At 68.0% G+C, this 21,229-nt stretch carries 24 protein-coding genes and 1 pseudogene; 15 read left to right on the forward strand and 10 right to left on the reverse strand.

Features of this window, described 5'->3' with window-relative positions; all coding sequences use genetic code 11:
• Positions 1–20 precede the first annotated feature (20 nt).
• Positions 21–629, forward strand: a complete 609-nt coding sequence (locus M6D93_RS12005) for a TetR/AcrR family transcriptional regulator (RefSeq protein WP_249769458.1) — start codon at positions 21–23, stop codon at positions 627–629.
• 52 nt (positions 630–681) lie between these two features.
• Here M6D93_RS12005 and M6D93_RS12010 read toward each other — a convergent pair whose 3' ends face one another.
• A complete protein-coding gene (locus M6D93_RS12010) occupies positions 682–1,326 on the reverse strand; it encodes a TetR/AcrR family transcriptional regulator (RefSeq protein ID WP_249769460.1) in 645 nt (214 codons plus the stop codon).
• A gap of 293 nt (positions 1,327–1,619) precedes the next feature.
• Here M6D93_RS12010 and M6D93_RS12015 point away from each other — a divergent pair, with 293 nt between their 5' ends.
• From M6D93_RS12015 to M6D93_RS12035, 5 genes are all read left to right on the forward strand, one after another.
• On the forward strand, positions 1,620–3,158 hold the full coding sequence (locus M6D93_RS12015) for an MFS transporter (RefSeq protein ID WP_249769462.1): 1,539 nt from the start codon (positions 1,620–1,622) through the stop codon (positions 3,156–3,158).
• Positions 3,159–3,265: 107 nt separating this feature from the next.
• Entirely contained in the window at positions 3,266–3,700 is a 435-nt protein-coding gene (locus M6D93_RS12020; RefSeq protein ID WP_249769464.1) for a VOC family protein, read from the forward strand.
• 27 nt (positions 3,701–3,727) lie between these two features.
• Complete coding sequence (locus M6D93_RS12025; RefSeq protein WP_249769465.1) at positions 3,728–4,345, forward strand: NADPH-dependent F420 reductase; 618 nt, start codon at positions 3,728–3,730, stop codon at positions 4,343–4,345.
• A gap of 165 nt (positions 4,346–4,510) precedes the next feature.
• The gene (locus M6D93_RS12030; protein ID WP_249769466.1) at positions 4,511–5,398 is read left to right on the forward strand and encodes an LLM class flavin-dependent oxidoreductase; all 888 of its coding nucleotides are present in this window, start codon (positions 4,511–4,513) and stop codon (positions 5,396–5,398) included.
• A 476-nt stretch (positions 5,399–5,874) separates the two neighbouring features.
• Entirely contained in the window at positions 5,875–6,843 is a 969-nt protein-coding gene (locus M6D93_RS12035; protein ID WP_249769467.1) for an aldo/keto reductase, read from the forward strand.
• Positions 6,844–7,598: 755 nt separating this feature from the next.
• On the opposite strand, the gene M6D93_RS12040 is transcribed toward M6D93_RS12035, so the two are convergent.
• Together M6D93_RS12040 and M6D93_RS12045 are read right to left on the reverse strand one after the other, a co-directional pair.
• Positions 7,599–8,018, reverse strand: a complete 420-nt coding sequence (locus M6D93_RS12040) for a DUF302 domain-containing protein (protein ID WP_249769468.1) — start codon at positions 8,016–8,018, stop codon at positions 7,599–7,601.
• 25 nt (positions 8,019–8,043) lie between these two features.
• Positions 8,044–10,269, reverse strand: a complete 2,226-nt coding sequence (locus M6D93_RS12045) for an MMPL family transporter (RefSeq protein WP_249769469.1) — start codon at positions 10,267–10,269, stop codon at positions 8,044–8,046.
• 119 nt (positions 10,270–10,388) lie between these two features.
• Here M6D93_RS12045 and M6D93_RS12050 point away from each other — a divergent pair, with 119 nt between their 5' ends.
• From M6D93_RS12050 to M6D93_RS12065, 5 genes and pseudogenes are all read left to right on the forward strand, one after another.
• Positions 10,389–10,655, forward strand: coding sequence for a metal-sensitive transcriptional regulator (locus M6D93_RS12050; RefSeq protein WP_249769470.1), 267 nt, complete (start codon positions 10,389–10,391; stop codon positions 10,653–10,655).
• 52 nt (positions 10,656–10,707) lie between these two features.
• Complete coding sequence (locus tag M6D93_RS19700) at positions 10,708–10,896, forward strand: hypothetical protein (RefSeq protein ID WP_347343485.1); 189 nt, start codon at positions 10,708–10,710, stop codon at positions 10,894–10,896.
• Positions 10,893–11,108 carry a hypothetical protein gene (locus M6D93_RS12055; RefSeq protein WP_249769471.1) on the forward strand — a complete coding sequence of 72 codons (216 nt, stop codon included), beginning with the start codon at positions 10,893–10,895 and terminating at the stop codon, positions 11,106–11,108. The genes M6D93_RS19700 and M6D93_RS12055 overlap by 4 nt, the downstream gene beginning before the upstream one ends.
• Positions 11,105–11,248 (forward strand): hypothetical protein, encoded by a 144-nt coding sequence (locus M6D93_RS12060; protein ID WP_249769472.1) that lies wholly within the window; start codon positions 11,105–11,107, stop codon positions 11,246–11,248. The genes M6D93_RS12055 and M6D93_RS12060 overlap by 4 nt, the downstream gene beginning before the upstream one ends.
• A 96-nt stretch (positions 11,249–11,344) precedes the next feature.
• Positions 11,345–11,783: pseudogene (locus M6D93_RS12065) on the forward strand (universal stress protein).
• 36 nt (positions 11,784–11,819) lie between these two features.
• Here M6D93_RS12065 and M6D93_RS12070 read toward each other — a convergent pair.
• From M6D93_RS12070 to M6D93_RS12080, 3 genes are all read right to left on the reverse strand, one after another.
• Positions 11,820–12,923, reverse strand: a complete 1,104-nt coding sequence (locus M6D93_RS12070) for a sulfite oxidase (protein WP_249769474.1) — start codon at positions 12,921–12,923, stop codon at positions 11,820–11,822.
• A 42-nt stretch (positions 12,924–12,965) separates the two neighbouring features.
• Entirely contained in the window at positions 12,966–13,625 is a 660-nt protein-coding gene (locus M6D93_RS12075) for a uracil-DNA glycosylase (RefSeq protein ID WP_249769475.1), read from the reverse strand.
• A 109-nt stretch (positions 13,626–13,734) separates the two neighbouring features.
• Complete coding sequence (locus M6D93_RS12080; RefSeq protein ID WP_249769476.1) at positions 13,735–14,721, reverse strand: LysR family transcriptional regulator; 987 nt, start codon at positions 14,719–14,721, stop codon at positions 13,735–13,737.
• 73 nt (positions 14,722–14,794) lie between these two features.
• Between M6D93_RS12080 and M6D93_RS12085 the strand changes: the two genes are divergently transcribed.
• Positions 14,795–16,009 (forward strand): TDT family transporter, encoded by a 1,215-nt coding sequence (locus tag M6D93_RS12085; protein ID WP_249769477.1) that lies wholly within the window; start codon positions 14,795–14,797, stop codon positions 16,007–16,009.
• Here M6D93_RS12085 and M6D93_RS12090 read toward each other — a convergent pair.
• Positions 15,986–17,419 (reverse strand): chloride channel protein, encoded by a 1,434-nt coding sequence (locus M6D93_RS12090; RefSeq protein ID WP_249769478.1) that lies wholly within the window; start codon positions 17,417–17,419, stop codon positions 15,986–15,988. The two genes, M6D93_RS12085 and M6D93_RS12090, sit on opposite strands and share 24 nt — an antisense overlap.
• Positions 17,416–18,222: a phosphatase PAP2 family protein gene (locus tag M6D93_RS12095; RefSeq protein WP_249769479.1), complete on the reverse strand. Its 807-nt coding sequence runs from the start codon at positions 18,220–18,222 to the stop codon at positions 17,416–17,418. Before M6D93_RS12095 ends, M6D93_RS12090 begins: the two co-directional genes overlap by 4 nt.
• Before the next feature lie 74 nt (positions 18,223–18,296).
• Between M6D93_RS12095 and M6D93_RS12100 the strand changes: the two genes are divergently transcribed.
• Genes M6D93_RS12100 through lgt form a run of 3 tightly spaced genes read left to right on the forward strand, consistent with a single transcriptional unit; the run spans position 18,297 to position 19,950 of the window.
• Positions 18,297–18,833, forward strand: coding sequence for a MarR family winged helix-turn-helix transcriptional regulator (locus M6D93_RS12100; protein ID WP_249769480.1), 537 nt, complete (start codon positions 18,297–18,299; stop codon positions 18,831–18,833).
• Positions 18,830–19,030 (forward strand): hypothetical protein, encoded by a 201-nt coding sequence (locus tag M6D93_RS12105; RefSeq protein WP_249769481.1) that lies wholly within the window; start codon positions 18,830–18,832, stop codon positions 19,028–19,030. Before M6D93_RS12100 ends, M6D93_RS12105 begins: the two co-directional genes overlap by 4 nt.
• Positions 19,031–19,041: 11 nt before the next feature.
• Positions 19,042–19,950, forward strand: coding sequence for a prolipoprotein diacylglyceryl transferase (gene lgt / locus M6D93_RS12110; RefSeq protein ID WP_249769482.1), 909 nt, complete (start codon positions 19,042–19,044; stop codon positions 19,948–19,950).
• Positions 19,951–20,018: 68 nt separating this feature from the next.
• On the opposite strand, the gene M6D93_RS12115 is transcribed toward lgt, so the two are convergent.
• Together M6D93_RS12115 and M6D93_RS12120 are read right to left on the reverse strand one after the other, a co-directional pair.
• A complete protein-coding gene (locus M6D93_RS12115) occupies positions 20,019–20,453 on the reverse strand; it encodes a glycoside hydrolase family protein (RefSeq protein WP_347343632.1) in 435 nt (144 codons plus the stop codon).
• A 227-nt stretch (positions 20,454–20,680) separates the two neighbouring features.
• Complete coding sequence (locus tag M6D93_RS12120; RefSeq protein WP_249769483.1) at positions 20,681–21,193, reverse strand: MarR family winged helix-turn-helix transcriptional regulator; 513 nt, start codon at positions 21,191–21,193, stop codon at positions 20,681–20,683.
• Between the last annotated feature and the right edge of the window lie 36 nt (positions 21,194–21,229).

The raw sequence follows: 21,229 nt of genomic DNA on the forward strand, positions 1-21,229 counted from the left end.
CAGTCCGTATCATTGCGACGATGGAGACCGAACGCAAGTCCTGGAGCAGTCGCGAACATCGAGTGACCGTGGTGCTCGACGCCGCCGCCGACATGTTCTACGCCCGTGGTGTCCACGAAGTCGGCATGGACGAGCTGATCGCTCGCACAGGTCTGGGCAAGGCCACCGTCTACCGCCTCTTCCCGACCAAGGCCGAGCTCATCGGTGCCTACCTGACCAGGTTGTCGGAGTCGATCCTGTCGCAGATCGACTCCGACGTGGCCCAGTCCGACCCCGCAGGTGTACTGCTCCGGATCGTTGACGCGGTGGACGACGACCTGCGACGTGCGACGTTTCGTGGCTGCCCCTTCAACAACGCCAGCATCGAGTTCAGCGACACCAACCACCCGGCGAGAGCGGCCGCCCGGGCGTACCGCGAACAGCTGGCGCGGCGGCTGACGACGTTGTCGAAGGCACTAGCAGGCGAGGCCGAGGGAGGCGCTATCGGCGCCCAGCTCGCGACGCTCATCGATGGCGCCTACACCAACGCGGCCCATCTCGGGCCGGACGGACCAGCGGCCCACGGCCTCGACCTGGCCCGCCAGCTCGTCCATCACGCACGATCTGTTGCCGATCGGTCACCGTCGTGAGCCTCGACTTCGACCGCATCCAGATCGAGCCCATCGAGCAGTCGTACGTCGATCAGCCCGACTTTCCCTTGCTGAGATGAACCATGGCGTCGTAGAGCTGCTGGTCCGTCATCGGCGGCTCGGGGAGCGGATGGGCCCGCTCGGCCCGGTAGGCATCGAGCATGAGGTGGAGGTTGCGCCGCCAGGCGTTGGGCGCCGTGGTGCTGGTGGCGTCGATGATCGGGCCGAGGGACCAGATGAGGTTGACGACGTCGGCCAGAGTGATATCGGGGCGAGCGGCGCCGGCATCTTGAGCTCGGACGAGTACATCCCCGATTTGTAGGCACATCTGGTCGTGGATGCGCTCGGTCTCGGCGTTGTCGGTGAAGCGGCGGGAGAGGAAGTCGTTGAACCCTCGGTCTCCGGCCTGCACGCGGAACAGGTTCTCCAAATAAGCGGCGAAGCCGTCCCACGGATCGTCGATCGCCAAGGCCTTCGTGGCTCCATCGAGGAACTCCCGGAGCCGAGGCTGGAAAGCGGCCATCAGCAGGTCCAGGCGCGTTGGGAAGTGGCGATACAAGGTGCCGATGGCGACGCCGGCGTCGCGTGCGATCTTCTCCAAGGAGGCATCCACGCCGCGTGCGGCGAACTCGCGCTGCGCCGCAGCGAGGAGCCTCTCGCGGTGCTCGCGGGCGTCACGGCGCAGGGGCCTGCGCATCTGCCCAACCTCGCTCGCGCTCACTCCCCCAATCTATCAACGATGCCGAGGACAGCCTCCGTTTACCTGCCTTTCGCGAGTCCAGGATCGCGCGTTTCGCCGCTGGCGCCCGCAGCAGACCGCAGGAGCACCCGGCCTCGCCCACGCTGCTGAATTCCGAAATCCGAACTTCGCTCAAAATTGAGGCTCCCCTCCGGAATAGGATGAGGTACCCCTCAGGTTAGGCGTACGATCGATACCGGAGGGGTACCTCATATTGGTGCCCCGACTTGACCGCACGAGGAGCGAAACAGATGAGCAGTAACGAGTCCTCCAGGGGCGCGGGCGCCGCAGCGACGGTGGACCCCGTCGAAGCGCGATCGACAGTCCCACCCAATCCTCACCACGAGCGCCGGTGGATGGCGCTGGGCGTCATTCTCATCGCCCAGATCATGATCCTGCTTGATGCGACCGTCGTGAACGTCGCGCTGCCCTCGGCTCAGGCCGACCTCGGCTTCTCCAACGCCGCCCGTCCGTGGGTCGTCACCGCCTACTTGCTGGCCTTCGGTAGCTTGCTCCCGCTCGGCGGCCGACTGGCCGACACGTACGGGCGCAAGACGATGTTCATCGTGGGACTGGTGGGGTTTGCGGTTGCCTCCGCTGTCGGCGGCGCCGCTCCGAACATCGGCACGCTGATCGCCGCCCGGGCCGTTCAGGGTGGATTCGCCGCGCTGCTCGCGCCGGCGGCGCTGTCACTGATCACCGTGATCTTCACCGACATGAAAGAACTCAACAAGGCGTTCGGGATCTTCGGCGCCGTCGCCGGGAGCTCGGCCGCCGTCGGTCTGCTGCTCGGCGGGTTTCTGACCGAGTACGTGAACTGGCGCTGGTGCATGTACGTCAACATCGCGTTCGCGGTCGCGGGCATCATCGGCGGCCTCGCGCTGCTGCACAACTCCACCGAGCCCGACAAGCCGAAACTCTCCGTACCTAGCACCATCCTCGGCGCGGCCGCGATCTTCGGGGTGGTCTTCGGATCGGCCAAAGCCCAGACCGACGGCTGGAGCTCGCCAGCCACCCTCATCCCGCTCCTCGCCGGCGCTCTCCTGCTCCTCGGTTTCGTCATGCTCCAGAAGGTCGACCGCCACCCACTCATCCCCGTACACATCGTCGCCGACCGCAACCGCGGTGCTGCCTACCTGACGCTCATGCTGGGACAGGGCGGCGTGTTCGCGCTGTTCCTGTTCCTGACCTACTACTTCCAGGACGTGCTGCACTACTCGCCGATCAAGACCGGCGTCGCGTTCCTCCCGATGATGGTGACAGTTGTCGTGGTGGCAACGCTGACCCAGAACATGCTCGTGCAACGCCTGACCATGCGGGTCATCACCGTCGCCGGTCTGATCATCAGCGGCGCAGGGGCCGCCGTGCTGGCCCAGGCCGACGCGGGCAGTCCCTACGCGGCCTGGGTGTTGCCCGGGCTGATCCTGGTCGGGGTCGGTATCGGGTCGGCGATCGTCTCGGCGGTCGCGGCCGGGCAACAGGGTGTCGATCCGCGCGACGCGGGCACCGCAGGCGCCGTCAACAACGTCGCCCAGCAGCTCGGCGCGGCTCTGGGCGTCGCAGTCATCAGCACCTTTGTCGGCACCGCCACCACCGACTACCTCACCCACCACGGCAGCACCACTCTGATCGGCGCGACCGTGCACGGGTTCGTCGTTGGCTACTGGTGGGCCGCCGGCCTCTTCTGGGCGGGTGCGCTCATCTGCGGTGCCCTGATCCGCGGCGGAACCCGGCTCCACCAGGAGGCTGGCCAGCCCGAGCCCCTAGACGAGATCAGCGGCCTGTTCTGAGACCGCGCCCGAGGCGTCGGGCCGTGATACCCAACCGGATCGCGGCGCCACCCACCAGAGCATGAACCGCTGTCCCATATCCGACTTCCAACTCACCGGAGGCTTTGATGACACTGCTCGACCATGTCGTCCTGCAAGTCGACGACCTGACCACCACCGGCGACTGGTACGACCAGATCGTCACCCTCGCCGGAGGTGCACGAACCTTCGATACGCCGAATCTGATCGGGTACGCCCTACCCGGCCAACCGACCCAACTGTTCTTCTCCCAGGCGACCGACCCCGCCGGTCGCCAGACGCACCTCGCCCTCAGGGTCGAGGACGAGGAGACCGTCCTACGCGGCTACGAGTTCGCAACCGCAAGCGGCGCGCAGATCCTTCATGAGCCCAGGCTCTGGCCGGAGTACGGACCCGACTACTACGCGGTGTTCATCCGCGACCCCGCCGGAAACAACCTCGAATTGAAGTGCCACTCCCCCGCAGCAACGGGGACGCCTTCAACGCAACCGATCACTGCCGGCAAGACCGTCACCACCAACTGATCCATCCACAACAAAGGAGCACACATCATGACCACGATCAGCATCATCGGCTCGGGCAACATGGCCACCGCCATCGGCACCCGGGCAGCCAACCACGGCCACACCGTCGAGCTCATGAGCCGCGACACGACCAAGGCTCAGGCAGCAGCAGACCAGATAGGCCACGGCGCCACCGTAGGCACCTACGGGGCAACGCCGGCCGGTGACATCGTTTTCCTCGCTGTCCTCTACCAGGGTGCGGTTGACGTCGTGAGGCACTACGGCGACGCTCTAGCCGGCAAGATCCTCCTCGACATCACCAACCCGTTCAACGGCGACGCAAGTGGAGTGGTGACGACCCCGGGCAACTCCGTGTCCCAGCAGATCGCGGCCGTGGCCCCTGGGGCCGCGCACGTCGTCAAGGCATTCAACACGATCTTCGGCGGCGTCATCGGTGAGAACAAGCCGATGGACGCGTTCTTCGCCGGTGACGACGCCGAGGCCAAGGCACGTGTCTCGGCGTTCCTGGAGAGCCTGGACATGCGGGCACTCGATGCTGGCCCGCTGGAAATGGCTCACGCCCTGGAATGGGCCGGCATCCTTCTGGTGGGCGTGGCCAACAACGGTGCCGGCTTCGACATCGCCCTCGGCGCCAAGGCCCCCTGAACATCCTCTTGCGGAGCGTGATCGGCCGTAGCACCGGCCATGAGCCACGAGATCGGCCAGCACGAGCCTCTCGACAGGTCAGTCAGCGCCCCGAGCTGACGACACGCTGTGCGCGACGCTGTCGCGTCGCGGATGGCCGCGCACGAACGACTGAAGGAGACATCGGTGCCTGACTACGGTCACCCCCTGCGTTTCGCAACGTTCATCGGTCCCACCAACTCCCCGCCGAGCCGTCCGGTCGAGTTGGCGCAGCTCAGCGAGCGGCTCGGCTTCGACTTCGTCACCTTCCAGGATCATCCCTACAGGGCCGATTTCCTCGATACCTGGACTCTGCTGGCCTGGGTGGCCGCGCGGACCGAGCGGATCGGAGTGTCCGGCAACGTGCTGAATCTGCCGCTGCGTCAGCCTCCCGCCGTGCTCGCCCGCGCGGCGTCCAGCCTCGACCTGCTCTCCGGTGGACGCATGAGCCTCGGGCTCGGCGCCGGCTACTTCTGGGACGCCGTCCAGGCGATCGGCGGACGGCGGCTGAGTCCACTGCAGAGCGTTGCGGCACTAGGTGAGGCGATCGACGTGATCCGCGGGGTCTGGGATGCCGACGCGCCGGGCGGCGTGGATGTCGACGGCGAGTTCTATTCGGTTGGCGGTGCCGAGCGTGGTCCGGCACCCGCCCATGAGATCCCGATCTGGCTCGGCGCCCACAAGCCGAAGATGCAGGACCTCGTGGGACGCAAGGCCGATGGTTGGCTGCCGTCGCTGCCGGTCATGGAGCCGGGCGGCGTTTCAAAGGGAAACGCGATCATCGACGATGCCGCCCGGGCCGCAGGTCGCGATCCTCGCGAGATCACCCGTCTGCTCAACGTCTTCGCAGGCCAGCAGACTCCGGAGGCACTGGCCCAGCTGGCCATCGAGGACGGCATAAGCATCTTCATCCTGGCCAGCGACGACCCCGACACACTCGAACGCTTCGCCGCCGAGACCATCCCCGCGGTACGCGAACACGTCGCGCGCGGCCGGCTTACGGCTGAGGGGGGAACCGAACCGCGGAGTTCGTGATGAGCAGTGACGCCAACGACCAACCGGATCAAGGGCGCTTCTCTTGACGGTTCGCCAGAAGGTTCCCTCCGCCAAGCTGTGCCACCGGTGGTCGCGGCCTCCTGTCGTGCTGGAGTTTCTCTACTCGAACGGCGGGCGGCATCGAGCATCGCTGCCACCCAGGTTTGAGCTCGGCGCTCCAGTCCGAGGTACCTAGACCGTAATTGCATCCAGGGGTGCTCGTGCGGGACTCGTCGCCAGATCGGGCACCATCCGCGTCATCCGCGCCCAAGGGCGGCCGAACGGGTTCCGCCCCTCCACTACTCCACGGCCGACCTGCTCCCGCGGTGCTGTGCTCCGTTGTGGTGCCTCGGGCTCGCGGAGCCCCTTGCGAGTGACCCGTGACCTACGCTGCGTTCAGGCAGGCGTGTTGAATGTCGATACTTGCGACGGATTGCGAGCTGCCGGGCCAACGGAGCTTCCGCAGGAGGTGGCCAATGGAGTACACGCGACTGGGGAGATCGGGCCTGCGGGTAAGTCGCATCGGCTTGGGATGTATGAGTTACGGGCGGGCCGCCTCGGGGATGCATCAATGGACGCTGGATGAGGATGCGGCCGCGCCTTTCTTCCGGCAGGCCGTCGAGTTGGGTGTCACGTTTTGGGACACTGCGAACACATACCAGGGCGGTACCTCGGAGGAGTTCGTGGGAAGAGCCATCGGCATGTTCTCCCGCCGCGAGGACATCGTTCTGGCGACGAAGGTCTACGGGAAGATGCACGACGGGCCGGGCGGAAGCGGCTTGTCCCGCAAGGCGATCCTGGAGCAGCTGGACGCCTCGCTGCGCCGGCTGGGCACCGACTACATCGACGTCTACTACACGCACCGCTTCGATGACGAGGTGCCGGTGGAGGAGACGATGGAGGCCCTGCACGACGTGGTGAAAGCGGGAAAGGTCCGCTACCTGGGCGCTTCGTCGATGTGGACATGGCAGTTCGCCAAGATGCAGCGGGCCGCGGAGTCGAACGGCTGGACGACGTTCTCGGCAATGGAGAATCAGTACAACGTCCTCAAGCGCGAGGATGAGCGCGACATGATCCCGCTTTGCCTCGACCAGGGCGTCGGACTGACACCCTATTCGCCGCTCGCCAAGGGGCGAGCGACGCGGCCCTGGGGTGAGCAGACCGCGAGGTCCGCCTCGGACGCGGTGGCCAAGGCATTCGACCGGGACGTCGACAAGCCAATCGTGGACGCCATCCACGGGATCGCTGACTCGCGTGGCGTCCCGATGGCGCAGATCGCCCTCGCCTGGGTGCTGTCGAAGCCAGTGGTCTCGTGCCCGATCGTCGGAGCGACCAAGCCCAATCACCTCCAGGACGCGGTCTCGGCCCTGGACCTCACACTCACCTCGGACGAGATAGCGGCAGTCGAAGAGCCATACACCGCGCAGGACAACTACTGGTGGTGACTCGCGCTCTCGCCGCGCGCAAGACACAGTTCAACGGCGGCACAAACGTCCGCAGATCGGCTATGAGCGGCCGAGATCGAGCACAGCGACAAACTGTGGATGCTGCCATCCGCTCGTCCCGCGTAGAGACACGGCCAACGAAAGAGGACATCCGGCCGTCGCGCCGAGTGCCTCCGCTTTCGATCGATTTACTATTCGTACGCTCGGCCAACCGGTCCATCCGCTGACGCAGGGCACACGGATGACGGTCCTGGGCTTCCGCTCGGGTCGCATCTGGGCCACACCGGAACCGTCCTCAACCAACGCCCGCGTGGCCCCGTAACGGCCCGAGAAAGATCTGGAAATGACTACAGCCCCCGGAATCCGGGGGCTGTAATGGTGGGCGATACTGGGATTGAACCAGTGACCCCTACCGTGTCAACGTTTTCCCACCGAAGTTGGTTTCGTTGGTTGATGCCCGGGCCCGTTGGTTACGGGCCTTCCGCCAGTTGGCCACGTTGGTTGCTTGCGGCCACGGTGTTGCACGACCGTTGCACGCCACCTCCTCAGGCGATCGTGTCTGGCGTGGCTGATCTCATGACTCGATTCAAGCCCCAAGCTGCGCCACCGGTGGTCGAGGCCTTCCATCGTGCTGGAGTTTCGCTGGTCGAGTAGCGAACGGTCGATGCGTTATCCCGCGGCCTGGTGCAAGCTGCATGATGCTGTCTGGGCCGGCTGATAGTCGCCGATGCGCTGCACCAGGAGCTGACGATCAGCTAACCGCAGCGGGCTACCGGCGCCGGCCCGGAGAGTGTGTCCAGCGCCGCGGTCAAATGGGTACGGGCTTGGTCCGCGACCGGGGCGAGCGCGGAATTGCCGGTCGCGGTGACCATGACGTTCGGGTCCATCACCTCGACCAGCGTGTGTCGTTCATCGAGTGCGCGGATGACGACGTTGCAGGGCAGCAGCAACCCGATCGAGGCGTCGATCGCGATGGCCTGGTGGGCCAGGGGCGGGTTGCAGGCGCCGAGGATCAGATAGGGCGGCATGTCCACGTCGAGCTTCGCCTTCATAGTCGCGGCGACGTCGATCTCGGTGAGAATCCCGAACCCCTGCTCGGCGAGAGCGTCGCGGGCTCGGACGACGACCGGTTCGAAGTCCTCGGTCAGGGTGATGCTGAATCCGTAGTCAGACACAGGTTTCTCCTTCGATGATGGGCGATTAGTGGGAGAATCGGATGTTGGGTAGCACTCGGGTGAGCCACGCCGGGGCGTACCAGGCGCCGTGTCCGGTCAAGCGCAGCACCACGGGCAGGATGATCAGCCGGATGCACAGGGCGTCGAGGAAGACGGCGACCGCGAGAATGATTCCCATCTCCTTGGGGGCCAGTGGGCCGGACAGTGCGAAGGTCAGGAACACCGCGACCATCACCCCGGCTGCGGCGACGACGACCCGGCCGGAGGTGCGCAGCGCTGTCCGCATCGCCTCCTGCGGGTCGCCGGTGGCGTCGTAGTGCTCGCGGGCGGCTGAGAGCAGGAACAGGGTGTAGTCCATCGCGACGCCGGTCAGCATCGCCCCGAAGAACAAGGGCGCCCACGCGTCGACGAAGCCTTGGGGCTGAAAGTGCAGCAGCCCGGACAGGTGACCGTCTTGGAAGATCAGCTTGGCGACCCCGAATGCGGCCGCGATCGAGGCCAGGTTGGTGATCACTCCGGCGAACGCGATCAGCGGGCTGCCCAGCGCGATGAGCAGCAACAGGAACCCGAGGCCGATCAGCAGACCGAACACCAGCGGGGTGCGGGAAGAGAGGGCGGTGTCGAGGTCGTGGTTCTCCGCGGCCGCTCCGCCGATCAGCGACCCGCTGGGAAGTTCGGTGCGGAGCCGGTCGATGGTGGCGCCGGTGGCCGGTGCGGAGGCGTCGGTAGTGGGGATGACCTGGATCAGCGCCCACCCGGCGTTGGTGCTGCCGGGGATCGCGGCGGCGATACCCCGGTCGCCGGTCAGGACGGCATTCGTGCGCGTCTGGTCGGCGACTGGGGTCAGGACCTGCAGCTCGCCGGGTGCCCCGGGTCCGAACGCGGACACGACCTGCACGTAGCCGGCGCGGGCGCTCTGGTCGGCTGGGATGATCGCGATGCTGGGCATCCCGGTGCGCAGGCCGAGTACCGGCCACGCCAGCACCCCCAGCACGATCACGACCAGCCCGGCGGCGATCCATGGACGACGTGACAACAGGCCACCCCAGCGGTGCAGGAGCAGTTCCAGGCCACGCTTCCGCGCCACCGCCTCGTTGGCCGTCGAAGGCAGCGGGTGCGCCGCGGGGCGGCGGGTCAGGCGTCGGGGCAGTCGCACCCGGCCGGCGTCGACGCGGTGGCCGAGGCGACCCAGGACCGCGGGCAGCAGGGTCAGGGTTGCGGCGAGGACCGCGACGACGGAAAGCATGATCCCCAGCGCCATGCTGCGGAATGCCGGGGAGGGTACGAGCAGGACCGTCGACAGCGACACCAGCACGGTGACGCCGCTGAACGCGATGGCTTTACCTGCGGTGGCCATCGTCTCGCCGATGGCGTCGACGGCAGCTTGTCTGCGGTCGGGTTGATCGGCTCGTGCGGCCAGGGCGGCGCGGAAGCGGACGACGAGGAACAGGGCGTAGTCGATGCCCAGGGCGAGGGCGAACATCAGCGCGAAGTTCAGCGCCCAGATGCTGACCGGCGCGATGTGGGTGGAGAGCACCAGCGCGCCCGCGGCGGACAGCAGCCCGACGAGGGTCAGCATCAGCGGCAGTCCGGCCGCGACCAGGCTGCCGAAAGCCAGGACGAGGACGAGCATCGTCACCGGCCAGGACAGCACCTCGGATCGGATCATGGCCGCGTGGTTGACCTGGTTGAAGTCCGACCACAGCGCACTGTCGCCGGTCAGGTTCACCGTGATCGAGCCGGTCGCCAACCGCGCTAGGGGCTTGGTCAGGTCGTCGGCGGCGCGGACCATGTCGTTCGCGTTCGCCTTCGCGCCGGCTTGGATCACCGCGGTCGCGCCGTCTTTCGACAGGCTCACCCCGGCCTCCGGTGCGACGACGACAGAGACCCGCGGATCGGCCGCGAGTAGGTCGCTGGCCCGGGCGATGATGCGTTGCGCGGCGGGATCGGCCGCGATCGGTGCGTGGTTGTCGTGGACCACGACCTGCAACGCGGTCGCCCCGAGCCCAGAGAAGTCCCGCGCGATCACCGCCCGCGCCTGCACCGACTGACTGGTCGAATCCTGCCAACCCGCACCCGACAGCGCCGATTCCACTCGGGGCGCGAATGCGCCCAACACCGCGATGACCGCCAACCACAGCAGGAGCACCACGCGTAGGTGCGTCGCCGACCAACGGCCCAGCCGCGCCAAACCACCAGGTGATTCCGGCTGGGAAGTGGTGCGGGAAGCGGTGGTCGTCGCGGCGCTCATGACCACACCATACGCATACCGGTAGGGGTATAGGCAACTCGCGACCATAGGCCTGAGGCCGCGCTTCGGTTTACCCCTGGGGGTATAGTCGAATTCGCACGCCAACGAGGAGGATCACCATGGTTCAGCTGCCCACCGATGAGATGGAACCGGTCATCAACCGGCTCCGCCGCGCCCAGGGCCAGATCGGTGGCGTGCTAAAGATGCTCGAGGACGGCCGGGACTGCGAGGCCGTGGTCACCCAGCTCGCCGCGGTCAGCCGCGCCTTAGACAAGGCCGGGTTCGCGATCATCGCCTCCGGCCTGAAGCAGTGCCTGTCCCAACCGGAGGGCGCCGAGGGGCTGGATAGCAAGAAGATGGAGAAGCTGTTCATGTCGCTGGCCTGAGCGACACCCAACGGGTCCGAGCAGGTACTTCGAAGGTGAACGGAGATCTCTGATGTGTTCAGCCGCCCGATGTTCGACCTGCGGTAAGACGACCTGGCGGGGCTGCGGTCAGCACGTCGACGCCGTCATGGCCCGCGTTCCCGCCGACGACCGGTGCCACTGCGAGGCACCGCAACCCACCTCGCTACTGCGGCGCCTGTTCTCGCGCTCCCGTTGGCGCGGGTCCCGGAGAACACCTTGAAGTTCGCCGTCGGCGTCCTGCTCACCTCCTTCGGGACGTTCTGGGGCGTCGAAGGAGCGGGCGCGCACTGGCCCGGCTCCGATCTGGCCTTGCTCGCCGTCATCCTCGCCGTCCTCGCGTTCGCTCTGGGCGCCGTCGGCCTACTCAGGCGAGCCGACCGCGCCAAGCCCCCAAACCTGGGGGCCGGGCCGCTCCAGGTGTCCACCCCGTGAGGCGCGTCGTCAGCGGGTCGCGGAGTTTCGCATTGTTCTGGTGGGACTTCATCGTCGGCGACGACTGGCGGATCGCGGCCGGAGTGGTCCTCGCGCTGGCCGGCACCGCGGCGATCGCCACGACCTCCATCCCCGCATAATGGCTCCTGCCCTTCGCGGTAGCTGCCCTACTGGCGGTCTCACTCTGGCGCGCCACTCGAACCCGGCCCTAGCCCACTCTGGGAGAAGGGACCCACATGACCGTCCCCACCGTGGTGGTCGGCTGCGATGCCAGCCCAGCCAGCGACCCCGCGCTGCGTTTCGCCGCCGAGGATGCACGACTGCGCCACGCGAAACTGCTCGTCATTGCCGCCTACGACCGGCCGATCGACCCCCGACCTCGACGACTTCGACACCCCCGACGCCGAACTCCAGCAGGCGGCCCGAGCCCGCACCGAATCGGCGCTACAGCGAGCGTTCGGCCAGTCGAGTATGCGCGAGGTTGAGCTTGAGATCGTCGCGGCCGAATGCGAACCGTCCCAGGTGCTCCTCGAGCACGGTCGGGACGCGGTCATGATCGTGATCGGCAGCCACGACCGCCCCCTGCTGCAGCGACTGTTCGGCCGGGTCACCAGCCGCGGACTCCTGCACGACAGCACCGTCCCGATCACGATCGTGCCCAGCCCGACTGACTGACTTGCCCGGCACGGCATTCCTGAACGGAAAGTCGGTCTAGCTGGCGATGCGGGCGCTGGCATGGATGTGGATGCGGGGCCAGGAATTGTTCACGTAGCCCTTGGGGTTCCAGAGTTGCGCCGCTGACTCGGGTTGCATCGCGGCGGTGGTGTCCCACGCGCGCGCGATGATCTCCACGTCCCCGGGCGGCGCCAGCACGGTTGTGCGCCATTGGCACCAGGCCCACGCGCTCGGTTGACTCACGAGTTCGGCCTGCACCCAACGGTCGCCGCCGTCGATGGACACGTCGACCCGCGCGACCCCGCGGTCCTCGCCCGCCAGTGCGTACCCGGCGATCTCCAGCGGGCCGGCCTGCACGTGAGCCTGGTCGTCGGGGCTGAGGATGGCGGAGTTCAGCGCGATCGCCCCCAACGACAGGCCGACGCCGGGGCCGGCGTGGGTGGGGTCGGCCTGCGGTGGGAGCAGCCGGTAGGCGGTGGCCTGGAAGTAGTTGTCCGAGGGTTCCCGTCGGGCGGTGATGCGCTGCACCCATTTGATGCTGCGGGCCCCGATCCACCCGGGCACCACCACCCGCAGCGGCGCCCCGTGCAGCGCCGTGAGCGGCTCGCCGTTCATGGCCCAGGCCAGCAACGTCTCACCCGCCATCGCCTTCGCCGCGGGGATTGACCCGCCGTAGGCCTGGGGCGGGGTGGCGAGCTGGGACACGTCCGGGGCCTCGAACGCGATGTGGGCGGCCGCGGGCTGGAGACCGGCCGCGGAGAGCACGTCAGCCAATCGGACACCGGTCCACTCGGCGGTCGAGGTGGCCCCCGGCCCCCAGGGATCCTCACCCGGTATGTCACGGACCTTCAGGAAACCTGCGCGTAGGTTGCCCGCGCACTGCATCGTCGCAGTCAGTGTCTGCTCGACGAACCTGTCCCGCAGCTGCCCCAGTGACAGGTTCAGCGGGGTGTCGACCAGGCCGTCGACGACCAACTCCCACGTCTCGGGGTTGAGGTCGGGGATCGGGCCGTGGTTGCGGCTGTAGAACGAATCCAGCCCCGTCAGCACGGCTCCGGCCAGCGCACCGGGCGGCGGTTCGGCGTTGAACGGGTCGGACTCGTGCACGACCATGTCCGCGCGTTTACCCCACTGGGTCATTCGGATACCTCCATGGCAACTGCTGCTCCGGGCGCTTGCTGTTCACGGTAGGTCGTTTCGCTCGAGCGCGACTGCCGCTCCGACGCGCAACGCGTTCTCAATCCGGGTGAGAGCTTCGGTGCGGGCGCGGGTGTTGCGCTGTGAGGGGTGAGGGACGCCCAGGACGACGGGAAGGGTGAGGTTGTCGGTGAGCGTGATGTGGCGCATGAACCCGGTCAGCGCCTTCGCGCCCATGCAGATCACCAACCGCAGCTGCGGCAGCGCAGCCAGGAGGTCACCCAGTGCGGGTTCCGCGTGGAGCAGGTCCTGGTCGGTGGGCGCCCGCCAGTGTCCGTCCGGGGCGTAGACCGCCCACGGCACGATGTTCCACCGGACGTAGGCGTCGCGGGGCAGGCTGCTGCGGTGACGCAGCTCGTGCAGGGTGGCCGCGGTCGCGTCGTCGTTGTCCTCGGAGCAGAAGCCTGCGTCGCCGTCCTGGACGGTCCTCGGTCCGGGCGCCTCCATCAGCACCAGCACTCGGGCGCGGGTGTCGCCGCCGTCGGGGTCGAACCAGGGAATGTGGCGGGCCGCGTCTTGCTGTCGCCAGCGGCGGACCAGGTCGTTGAGCGTGACCATTCGAGGGTCATCCAGGCGTCGCATCTTCGCGGCCCGGACCTGCGGATCGCGTAACGCTCGCGCACCAGTCGGGAAGTGATCAGCCACGTGTGGACGTTGGGTCGCGGTTGGTGAACGGCCCCGCGCTACCCAGGACGGTCATCGCCAACCCGGGCTGAGGGGCGAGGCGGTCGGGTTCGTGGTGGTCATCGATCCATCATGACCGCCTTGACGCCTGGCCTGCTGACGCGCCCGTGCGGGTGCGGGTCGCGGCGAGGGCGATGAGGTCGCGGGCGGCTCCGGCCGCCGGCATTTTCGAGCCGACCCACACCGCGCGCAGGGTGCGCCGGAGGTCCACGTCGCTCACTGCGATTTCCTTCAGTCGGCCGGCGGTGAGGTCGTCGGCGACGGCGAGCTCGCTGAGGACAGCCGGTCCGGCTCCGGCGATGACCGCAGCCCGGACCGCGGCGCTGGTCGACAGGGCCAGGGCGGCCGCAGCCAGCGCCTGGTCGTCGCTGAGGACCGCTCGCAGTGCGGTCTCAAAGGCGCTCCGGGTGCCTGATCCTGCTTCGCGGGTCACCAGTGCGGTGGCGGCGATCTCGCCGGGTGTGACCGGCGTCCGTCGGCGCGCCCACGGGTGGTCGGGCCGGACGACGACGACCAGTCGGTCCTCGCCTACTTGGCGGCTGCGCAGCCCGCGGGGCGCCACAGGCCCTTCGACGAACCCCACATCGGCGACACCGTCGCGGACGTCGACGACGACCGTGTCGGTGTTCGTGGCGCGCAGCACGATTTGCACCGGCGCCTGGGCTCGGCGGGCCTGGTCGGCGTTCAGGGTCACCAGCCAGCCGGGCAGGAGTTGTTCGGCGATGGTCAGACTCGCGCTGACCCGCAGGGTGCTGACCCGGTCAGTGCGCAGCGAGGCCAGTCCGGCGTCGACCTCGGCGGCGGCGTCGAGCAGCCGGGCGGCCCATTCCGCGACCACCGTTCCCGCGGGGGTCAATGTCGATCCGCGCGCGGTGCGGCTCATCAGCACGACACCGGTCTGAGCTTCGATCGAGGTGATCCGGGCCGACGCCGCCTGCTGAGTGATCCCGATTTCGGTGGCGGCCATGTTCAGGCTTCCGGTCCGCGCGACGATGAGCAGCAGCTCCAGTGCCGCCAGGTCGGGGAACTGCGGACTCAGCACGACCAGACCTCCCATACAAGTACTGTTTGTAACCCTACAACAACTCGACCCCTACCCGGAGCCCAGCAACCCGGGCACGCTGAAGAACATGAGCATCACCGAAGCACCCCAGTCGAATCTGGCCCGGCTCACCCCGAACAGTGTCACCGGCACGACGCCGGTCGCGCCGCACCGGCTGGCCCGCATCGGCGTGCTCAGCGAGCTCGAGCACCCGAGTCATCTGTTCGCGAACCTCACCCCCAACTGGTTCGCCTCGATCATGGGCACCGGCATCGTCGCCGTCGCCGCCGCGAGCCTGCCCGAGCAGTTCCTCGGCCTGCACACCTTCGCCATCGTCGTCTGGGCAGCCGCCGCGCTGCTGCTGATCGCCCTCACCGCAGCGACCGCGGTGCACTGGGTCCGACACACCGACACCGCCCGCAGCCACGCGAACAACCCGGTGATGGCCCACTTCTACGGCGCCCCGCCGATGGCGATGATGACCGTCGGGGCCGGGACCATCCTGCTCGGCAAAGACGTTCTGGGCCTGCGAGCTGCGGTCGACCTCGACTGGGTGTTGTGGACCGCCGGCACCGTCACCGGCCTCGCGGCCGCCGCGATCGTGCCCTACCTCATGTTCACCCGGCACACCATCACCGCCAGCAGCGCGTTCGGTGGGTGGCTGATGCCCGTCGTCCCCCCCATGGTGTCGGCCTCCACCGGTGCCCTGCTGATCCCGCACGCCGCCGCCGGGCAAGCCCGCCTCACCCTGTTGATGGTCTGCTACGCGATGTTCGGGCTCAGCCTGCTCGCGTCCCTCATCGTCATCACCCTGATCTGGTACCGCCTGGCCGTGCACAAGACCGGCGACGCCCGGATGGTGCCAACCCTGTGGATCGTCCTCGGTCCGCTCGGCCAATCGATCACCGCGGCGAACCTGCTCGGCGGGGTGGCCCACGAAGCGCTGCCCGCGCCCTACTCCACCGCGCTACAGGCATTCGGCGTCGTCTACGGCGTTCCGGTGTTCGGGTTCGCACTGCTCTGGGCCGGTGTCGCCGGCGCGATCACCATCCGCACCGTGCGCGAGGGCCTGCCGTTCTCCCTGACCTGGTGGTCGTTCACCTTCCCCGTCGGCACCTGCGTCACCGGCACCAGCGCCCTCGCGCTGCACACCGGCGCGGACCTGTTCCGCTACGCCGCCGTGCTGTTCTACGCAGGCCTAGTCGCCGCCTGGATCACCGTCGCCGCCCGCACCGCGCACGGCAGCGTCCGCGGCCGACTGTTCCTCCCGGCTGCGCCCTCAGCGATCGCCGAGCCCGCCTGACCCGTCGGCGGGAACGGCAGCTGGGCCCGGCGCGGCCGGCCGAGCGGGCAGTCGCGCGGAGTAGATCGAGTACCCGTCGAGATAGCGGACCGCCGCGGTGGCGATGACGGTGGCGATGATCATCGGGGTCATCAGACCGAAGCCGCTGTGGGTCAGTTCCAGCACCAGCGCGAGCCCGGTGATCGGGGCCTGCATGGCGCAGCCGATCATCGCCGCGGCACCGACCATCGCGTACGCCCCGACCGGGGTGCCTGGCCACAGATGGGTCCACACCAGTCCCAGTCCGCCACCGAGGACGGCGCCGGTGCTCATGACCGGAGTGAACAATCCACCGGACGCGCCGCTGGCCAGACACAGCGCGGTCACGGCCGGCTTGAGCACCGCGAGCACCAGCAGGAAGCCGATCGTGCCGCCGCCGAGGAAGGCGTCGTGGGCCATGTCCTTGCCGTTGCCGAACAGCTGCGGGTAGGCGATCCCGATAACGCCCAAGGCGCCGAACGCGACCAGCGGCGCGAACAGGCTGGGGGTGCCGGTGATGCGGTGGTGGGACAGCCACCCGATGCCACGGATGTAGCCGGCGGCGCCGAGTCCGATCAGCGGCCCGGCCAGCAGAGCCCAGACCAGTAGGGCCGGGCTGACGTGATAGCCGGGGACGTCGAGATAGGTCGCCTGGTTGGGCAGGTAGACCCAGGCGGTCACGGTGGCGATGCCGCAGCAGGCCAGCGCAGGCAGCATCGTGGCGATGGAGACCGACCCGACGAGGATTTCGGCAGTGAAGAACGCCCCTCCGAGCGGGACGTTGTAGACGGCAGCCAGCCCGGCTCCCCCGCCGCAGGCGATCAGCAACCGCTGCTGAGCGCCGGACAAACCGAACCAGCGCCCGAGCAGGCCACCGGACAGACCGCCCATCGTCTTCGGCGCCGCCTCCCGGCCCAGCGACACGCCCATCCCGATCACGATCTCGGAGATGATGCTGCTACCCGTCGAGCGGCGGACCGACAACTCCCCCGACTGACTCCACAGCACGTCATCGATCTCGGACTTCTTGCCCGGGGTATAGCGGCGCAGCAGAAACCAGGCGATCCCGCCGAAGACGCCGGCGATCAGCAGCGAGGTGACCCGCCGCAGCGCCGATGCGGCCTCGACCCCGGACTGGAAGTCCCCGCGGTGGTAGCCGAACGCGGCGGACTCGACATGAAACAGCAGCGCCATCAGGGCGACTCCGAGCAGCCCGGTCGCGACCCCGGTCAGCACCAGCGCGAGCCAAAACCTCGGGCTCAACGCGGCCTCGCCGTCGCCGGTGACGTTCGGCTGCTCGGTGGCTCCGCGTCCGGACGGCAGCCGCGTCCGCAGGTAGGGCTGCGGTTGTCGCAGTCGCTCGCTGGCCTTCGCGGGCTTAGATCGCGTCACTGAAGTGACGCCTCCTCGACCGCGTCCTGATCTGGGGTCGGCGCCGACCGGGCGACATGCCGCACACCGAAATCAGCCAGCACCCATAGCCCCGCGCCGGCGAGCACGTCGGCCAGGAAGTGGTTGGCGGTGCCGAGCACCACCAACGCGGTCAGCACGGGATAGGCGACCGCGAGTATCCGGAGCCACCGGCGCGAGGCGAGCCGATAGACGGTGACGCCGCACCAGACGGCCCATGCCATGTGCAGGGAGGGCATCGCCGCGAACTGGTTCGCGATCGCCGCCGCCCCGGCCGGAACGCTCGCATCACTGCCCCACCAACCCCACTGGCTGTAGCCCGCCAGGGTGTCGTGGAACCCGCCGGCGGTCAGCAACCGAGGCGGGGCGGTCGGGAACCTCCAGAACCCGAGCAGCGCCGAGGCGGTCACGACGGCCAAGACCGTGCGGGCGTGGCGATAGGCGCCCGGACGCGCCTTGTAGATCCAGATCAACACCGCCGGGGTCACGACGAAGTGCAACGTGGCGTAGAAGTAGCAGGCCGGAACCGCCAGGACGCCGACGTGCTGCAAGGCGTTGTTCAGGCCATGTTCAGGGTCCAGGTGGGTCCAGCGTTCCCACCGCAGCAGCTCAGCGGCGTCGCTCTGGGCCCGCGGGATGCTGCCGGCGATGACGCCCCGGATCGAGTCGTAGACCGCGTAGAACCCGGCGACCAAGATCAGCTCCCGCCACCACCGAACCGGCCGGCGACGGCTGCGTTCCGTGACCGAGCCCAGGTCGGTCGAGAGCCGGATCTGCGGCCTCACACCCAGGGGCCTCTCACTGAACGCTCAGATACTCTTGCCACAGAACTATTCTAGCGCAGCGCTATCATACTGGCGTGGCCCGCCGACCAGAGACCCCCAAGCCGGATCGCTCGACTTCAGTAGAGGTCTGGGCATTGGCTGACGTCGTCAACCGGCTGCGCCGCATCCTGCGCTCCAGCATCCGCAGCGAGTTCCCCTGGGAGCGCCTGCCCATGGCCCAGGTCGAGATCCTGCAACGCCTGGCCGAGGAACCCGGCCTGCGCGTCACCGAACTCGCCGCCCGCCAGAAGCTGGCCATCAACACCGTCAGCAACGTTCTGCAGCAGATGGTCCTGGCCGGACTGGTCGACCGCCGCGTCGATCAGTACGACCGGCGCGCCGTCACCGTGCACCTCACCAACACCGGGCAGGAGCAGCTACAGGGCTGGATGCAGGCCAACGGCCGCCGCCTGGACGCCGCGTTCAGCGACCTGGCCGAGAAAGACCGCACCGCGATCCTCGCGACCCTGCCGTCGCTGAGCCGGCTCGTCGAACGCCTGGAAAGCATCGAGCGCCTCGAAGGACTGGACGGGTCCGACCAGTCGGCCGAACCGAACGGCAAGTCGGCATGACCGACTCCCCCATCCCGTCGGAACTGTCGCCACCTGTTTCGCCCGGTCCGCCAGTGCGCGGATGGGTCCTGACCGCGGCCTTAATTGTGTTTGCGGTGCTCGTGTTCGCGGTCGCCGGTCTGGGCTGGGCCGGTGTCGTCATCATCGTCGCCCTGATGGCTGGCGCGTACACCGTGCTGATCCGCTGGTCGCGATGACCCTGACCGCAATGACAGAAAAGCCGCTGGCGTATCTGCCTTCCCCGGCCCAGAGTGTCTGGCATCTCGGACCGTTGCCGATCCACGCCTACGCCCTGTGCATCGTCGCCGGAATCGCCGTCGCGCTGCGGGTGGCGGCGAACCGGTGGCGCACCGTCGGCGGGCGCGAGGGCGACCTGTGGGACGTGTCGGGCTGGGCGATCGTGTTCGGCATCATCGGCGGACGCCTGTACCACGTGATCTCTGACCCCGAGCTGTACTTCAAACACGGCGAGCACCCGCTCAACGCACTCAAGATCTGGGACGGCGGCCTGGGCATCTGGGGCGCCGTCGCCCTCGGCGGACTCGGTGCCTGGATCGGCTGCCACCGCAAAGGCATCCGACTCTCGGTGTTCGCCGACGTCGTCATCCCCGGCGTCGTCGCCGCACAGGGATTGGGGCGGTGGGGCAACTGGTTCAACAACGAACTCTACGGCGGACCGACCAGCCTGCCCTGGGGCCTGCGGGTGCATTGCCTGGACATCATCACCGGCCACGCCACACCGTTCGGGACCGCCGACGGCGGGCAAGTCTGTCACAGCAGCGCAACCGTGGCCGGACTGTTCCAACCGACGTTCCTGTACGAGTCGGTGTGGGACATCAGCCTCGCCCTGATCCTGATCTGGGTCAGCCGACGCTGGCGACTCGGCTCCGGGCAGCTCTTCGCGCTCTACGTCATGGGCTACACCGCCGGACGAGGCTGGATCGAAGCCCTGCGCCATGACCACGCCAACCACATCCTCGGCCTGCGCCTCAACGACTGGACCTCCATCATCGTCTTCCTCCTCGGCATCGCGATGTTTGCCTGGCGACGCCGAATCCGCCACGACGCCCCTTACATCAGCGAACGTTCCGAGGAACCGGTCAGCGCCAAAACCTGATGGCTGAGGCCGTCCCATCGCCGAAGGCGGTTCGGCTGATGCCCCTGGGCGAAGACCCCGACGTAGTCCTACGCCAGCAGATTCGTCGAACGATAGGCCAGCACGGCACCTTCACCGTGGGCGAGCCCCGCGCCGGCGATCATGAGCCAGCCCTGCCCGTAGCGCCAGACGAACGGATCCCGAAACGCGATCACGCACTCATCGGGGGGCCCGTCGACTACCACGTCGACTTCCGAAGACATCCACGCCAAGCGATGTTCGGCCCGTCTCGCGACAGCGATCTGGGCGCGGTCCAGCGCATTCGTGCGCACCCGCGTGTAGAAGGCACACTCCTGCCCCTGATCGTTGGTCACGACACATCCCGACCAACAGCCAACCTCGAAGGGACCTGGCACCAGTGAGGCATCGGTCTGACGCCAGTGCACGAGATCGTCTGAAGTCGCCGTGCCCCAGGAGATCTCGGGGGACCATACGGTCTGGCCGGGCAGCGACTGGAAGTGCAGGACGTACCGGCCGTCGACGAAGCGGACGCCTTAAGGATCGTTGATCCAGCCACGAGTGGAGGTGAAGTGCACCTGCGGCCTGCCATCAACCGGCGTGGAGGGCGAGCTGGCACCCGGCGAGGACGGCACGACACCTATCATAGGCTTGCGCTGACTGTGGATCAGCCGGCTGTGTCTACCTGCACCTCCCCTGCCACCCGGCGGGGTGACCGAATGAGCGCTGGTGGTTACCAGCCCACGGCTGTGCCGACTGCTGAGCGGGGTTCGGGCTCGCCTGCGGCGTCGGCGAAGGCCCGCAACGCGTCGACGAGGTCGTTGCGTTGCGCTTCGGGCATGGCGGTCACGATGCGGGCGATCTCGCGGCGGCGTTTGGCGGTGACCTGGCGCACGAGCTGCTCGCCGCCGTCGGTGAGGCCGAGCACGACCTCGCGCCGGTTGGCGGGGTTGTCGCGGCGGGTCACCAGGTCCGCAGCCAGCAGCCTGTCGATCATGCGCATCGCCGTAGATGGTGTCACGTCGAGCAGTTCGGCGAGGCGGTTGAGGTTGATCTCCCCGGAGTTGCTCAGCACGACCAGGGTGCGGAACTGGGTGAGCGTGACCGCGTCCTCGATGTCGGACAGCGATCGCGCCGATACCCCGACCAGGACGCGGGAGGCGCCGAGGACCGCGGTTACCAGCTCGTCGACGTCGCTGGCGGACGCTCGCGGCCGTCGGGCCGTCGAGGCTGTTGGCTTACTCACCGACACCCTGTCTCCATTTCCCAAGCATAACGCAAC

This window comes from Jatrophihabitans telluris (genome assembly GCF_023516435.1).
In the GTDB taxonomy this organism is placed as follows: Bacteria; Actinomycetota; Actinomycetes; order Mycobacteriales; family Jatrophihabitantaceae; genus Jatrophihabitans_A; species Jatrophihabitans_A telluris.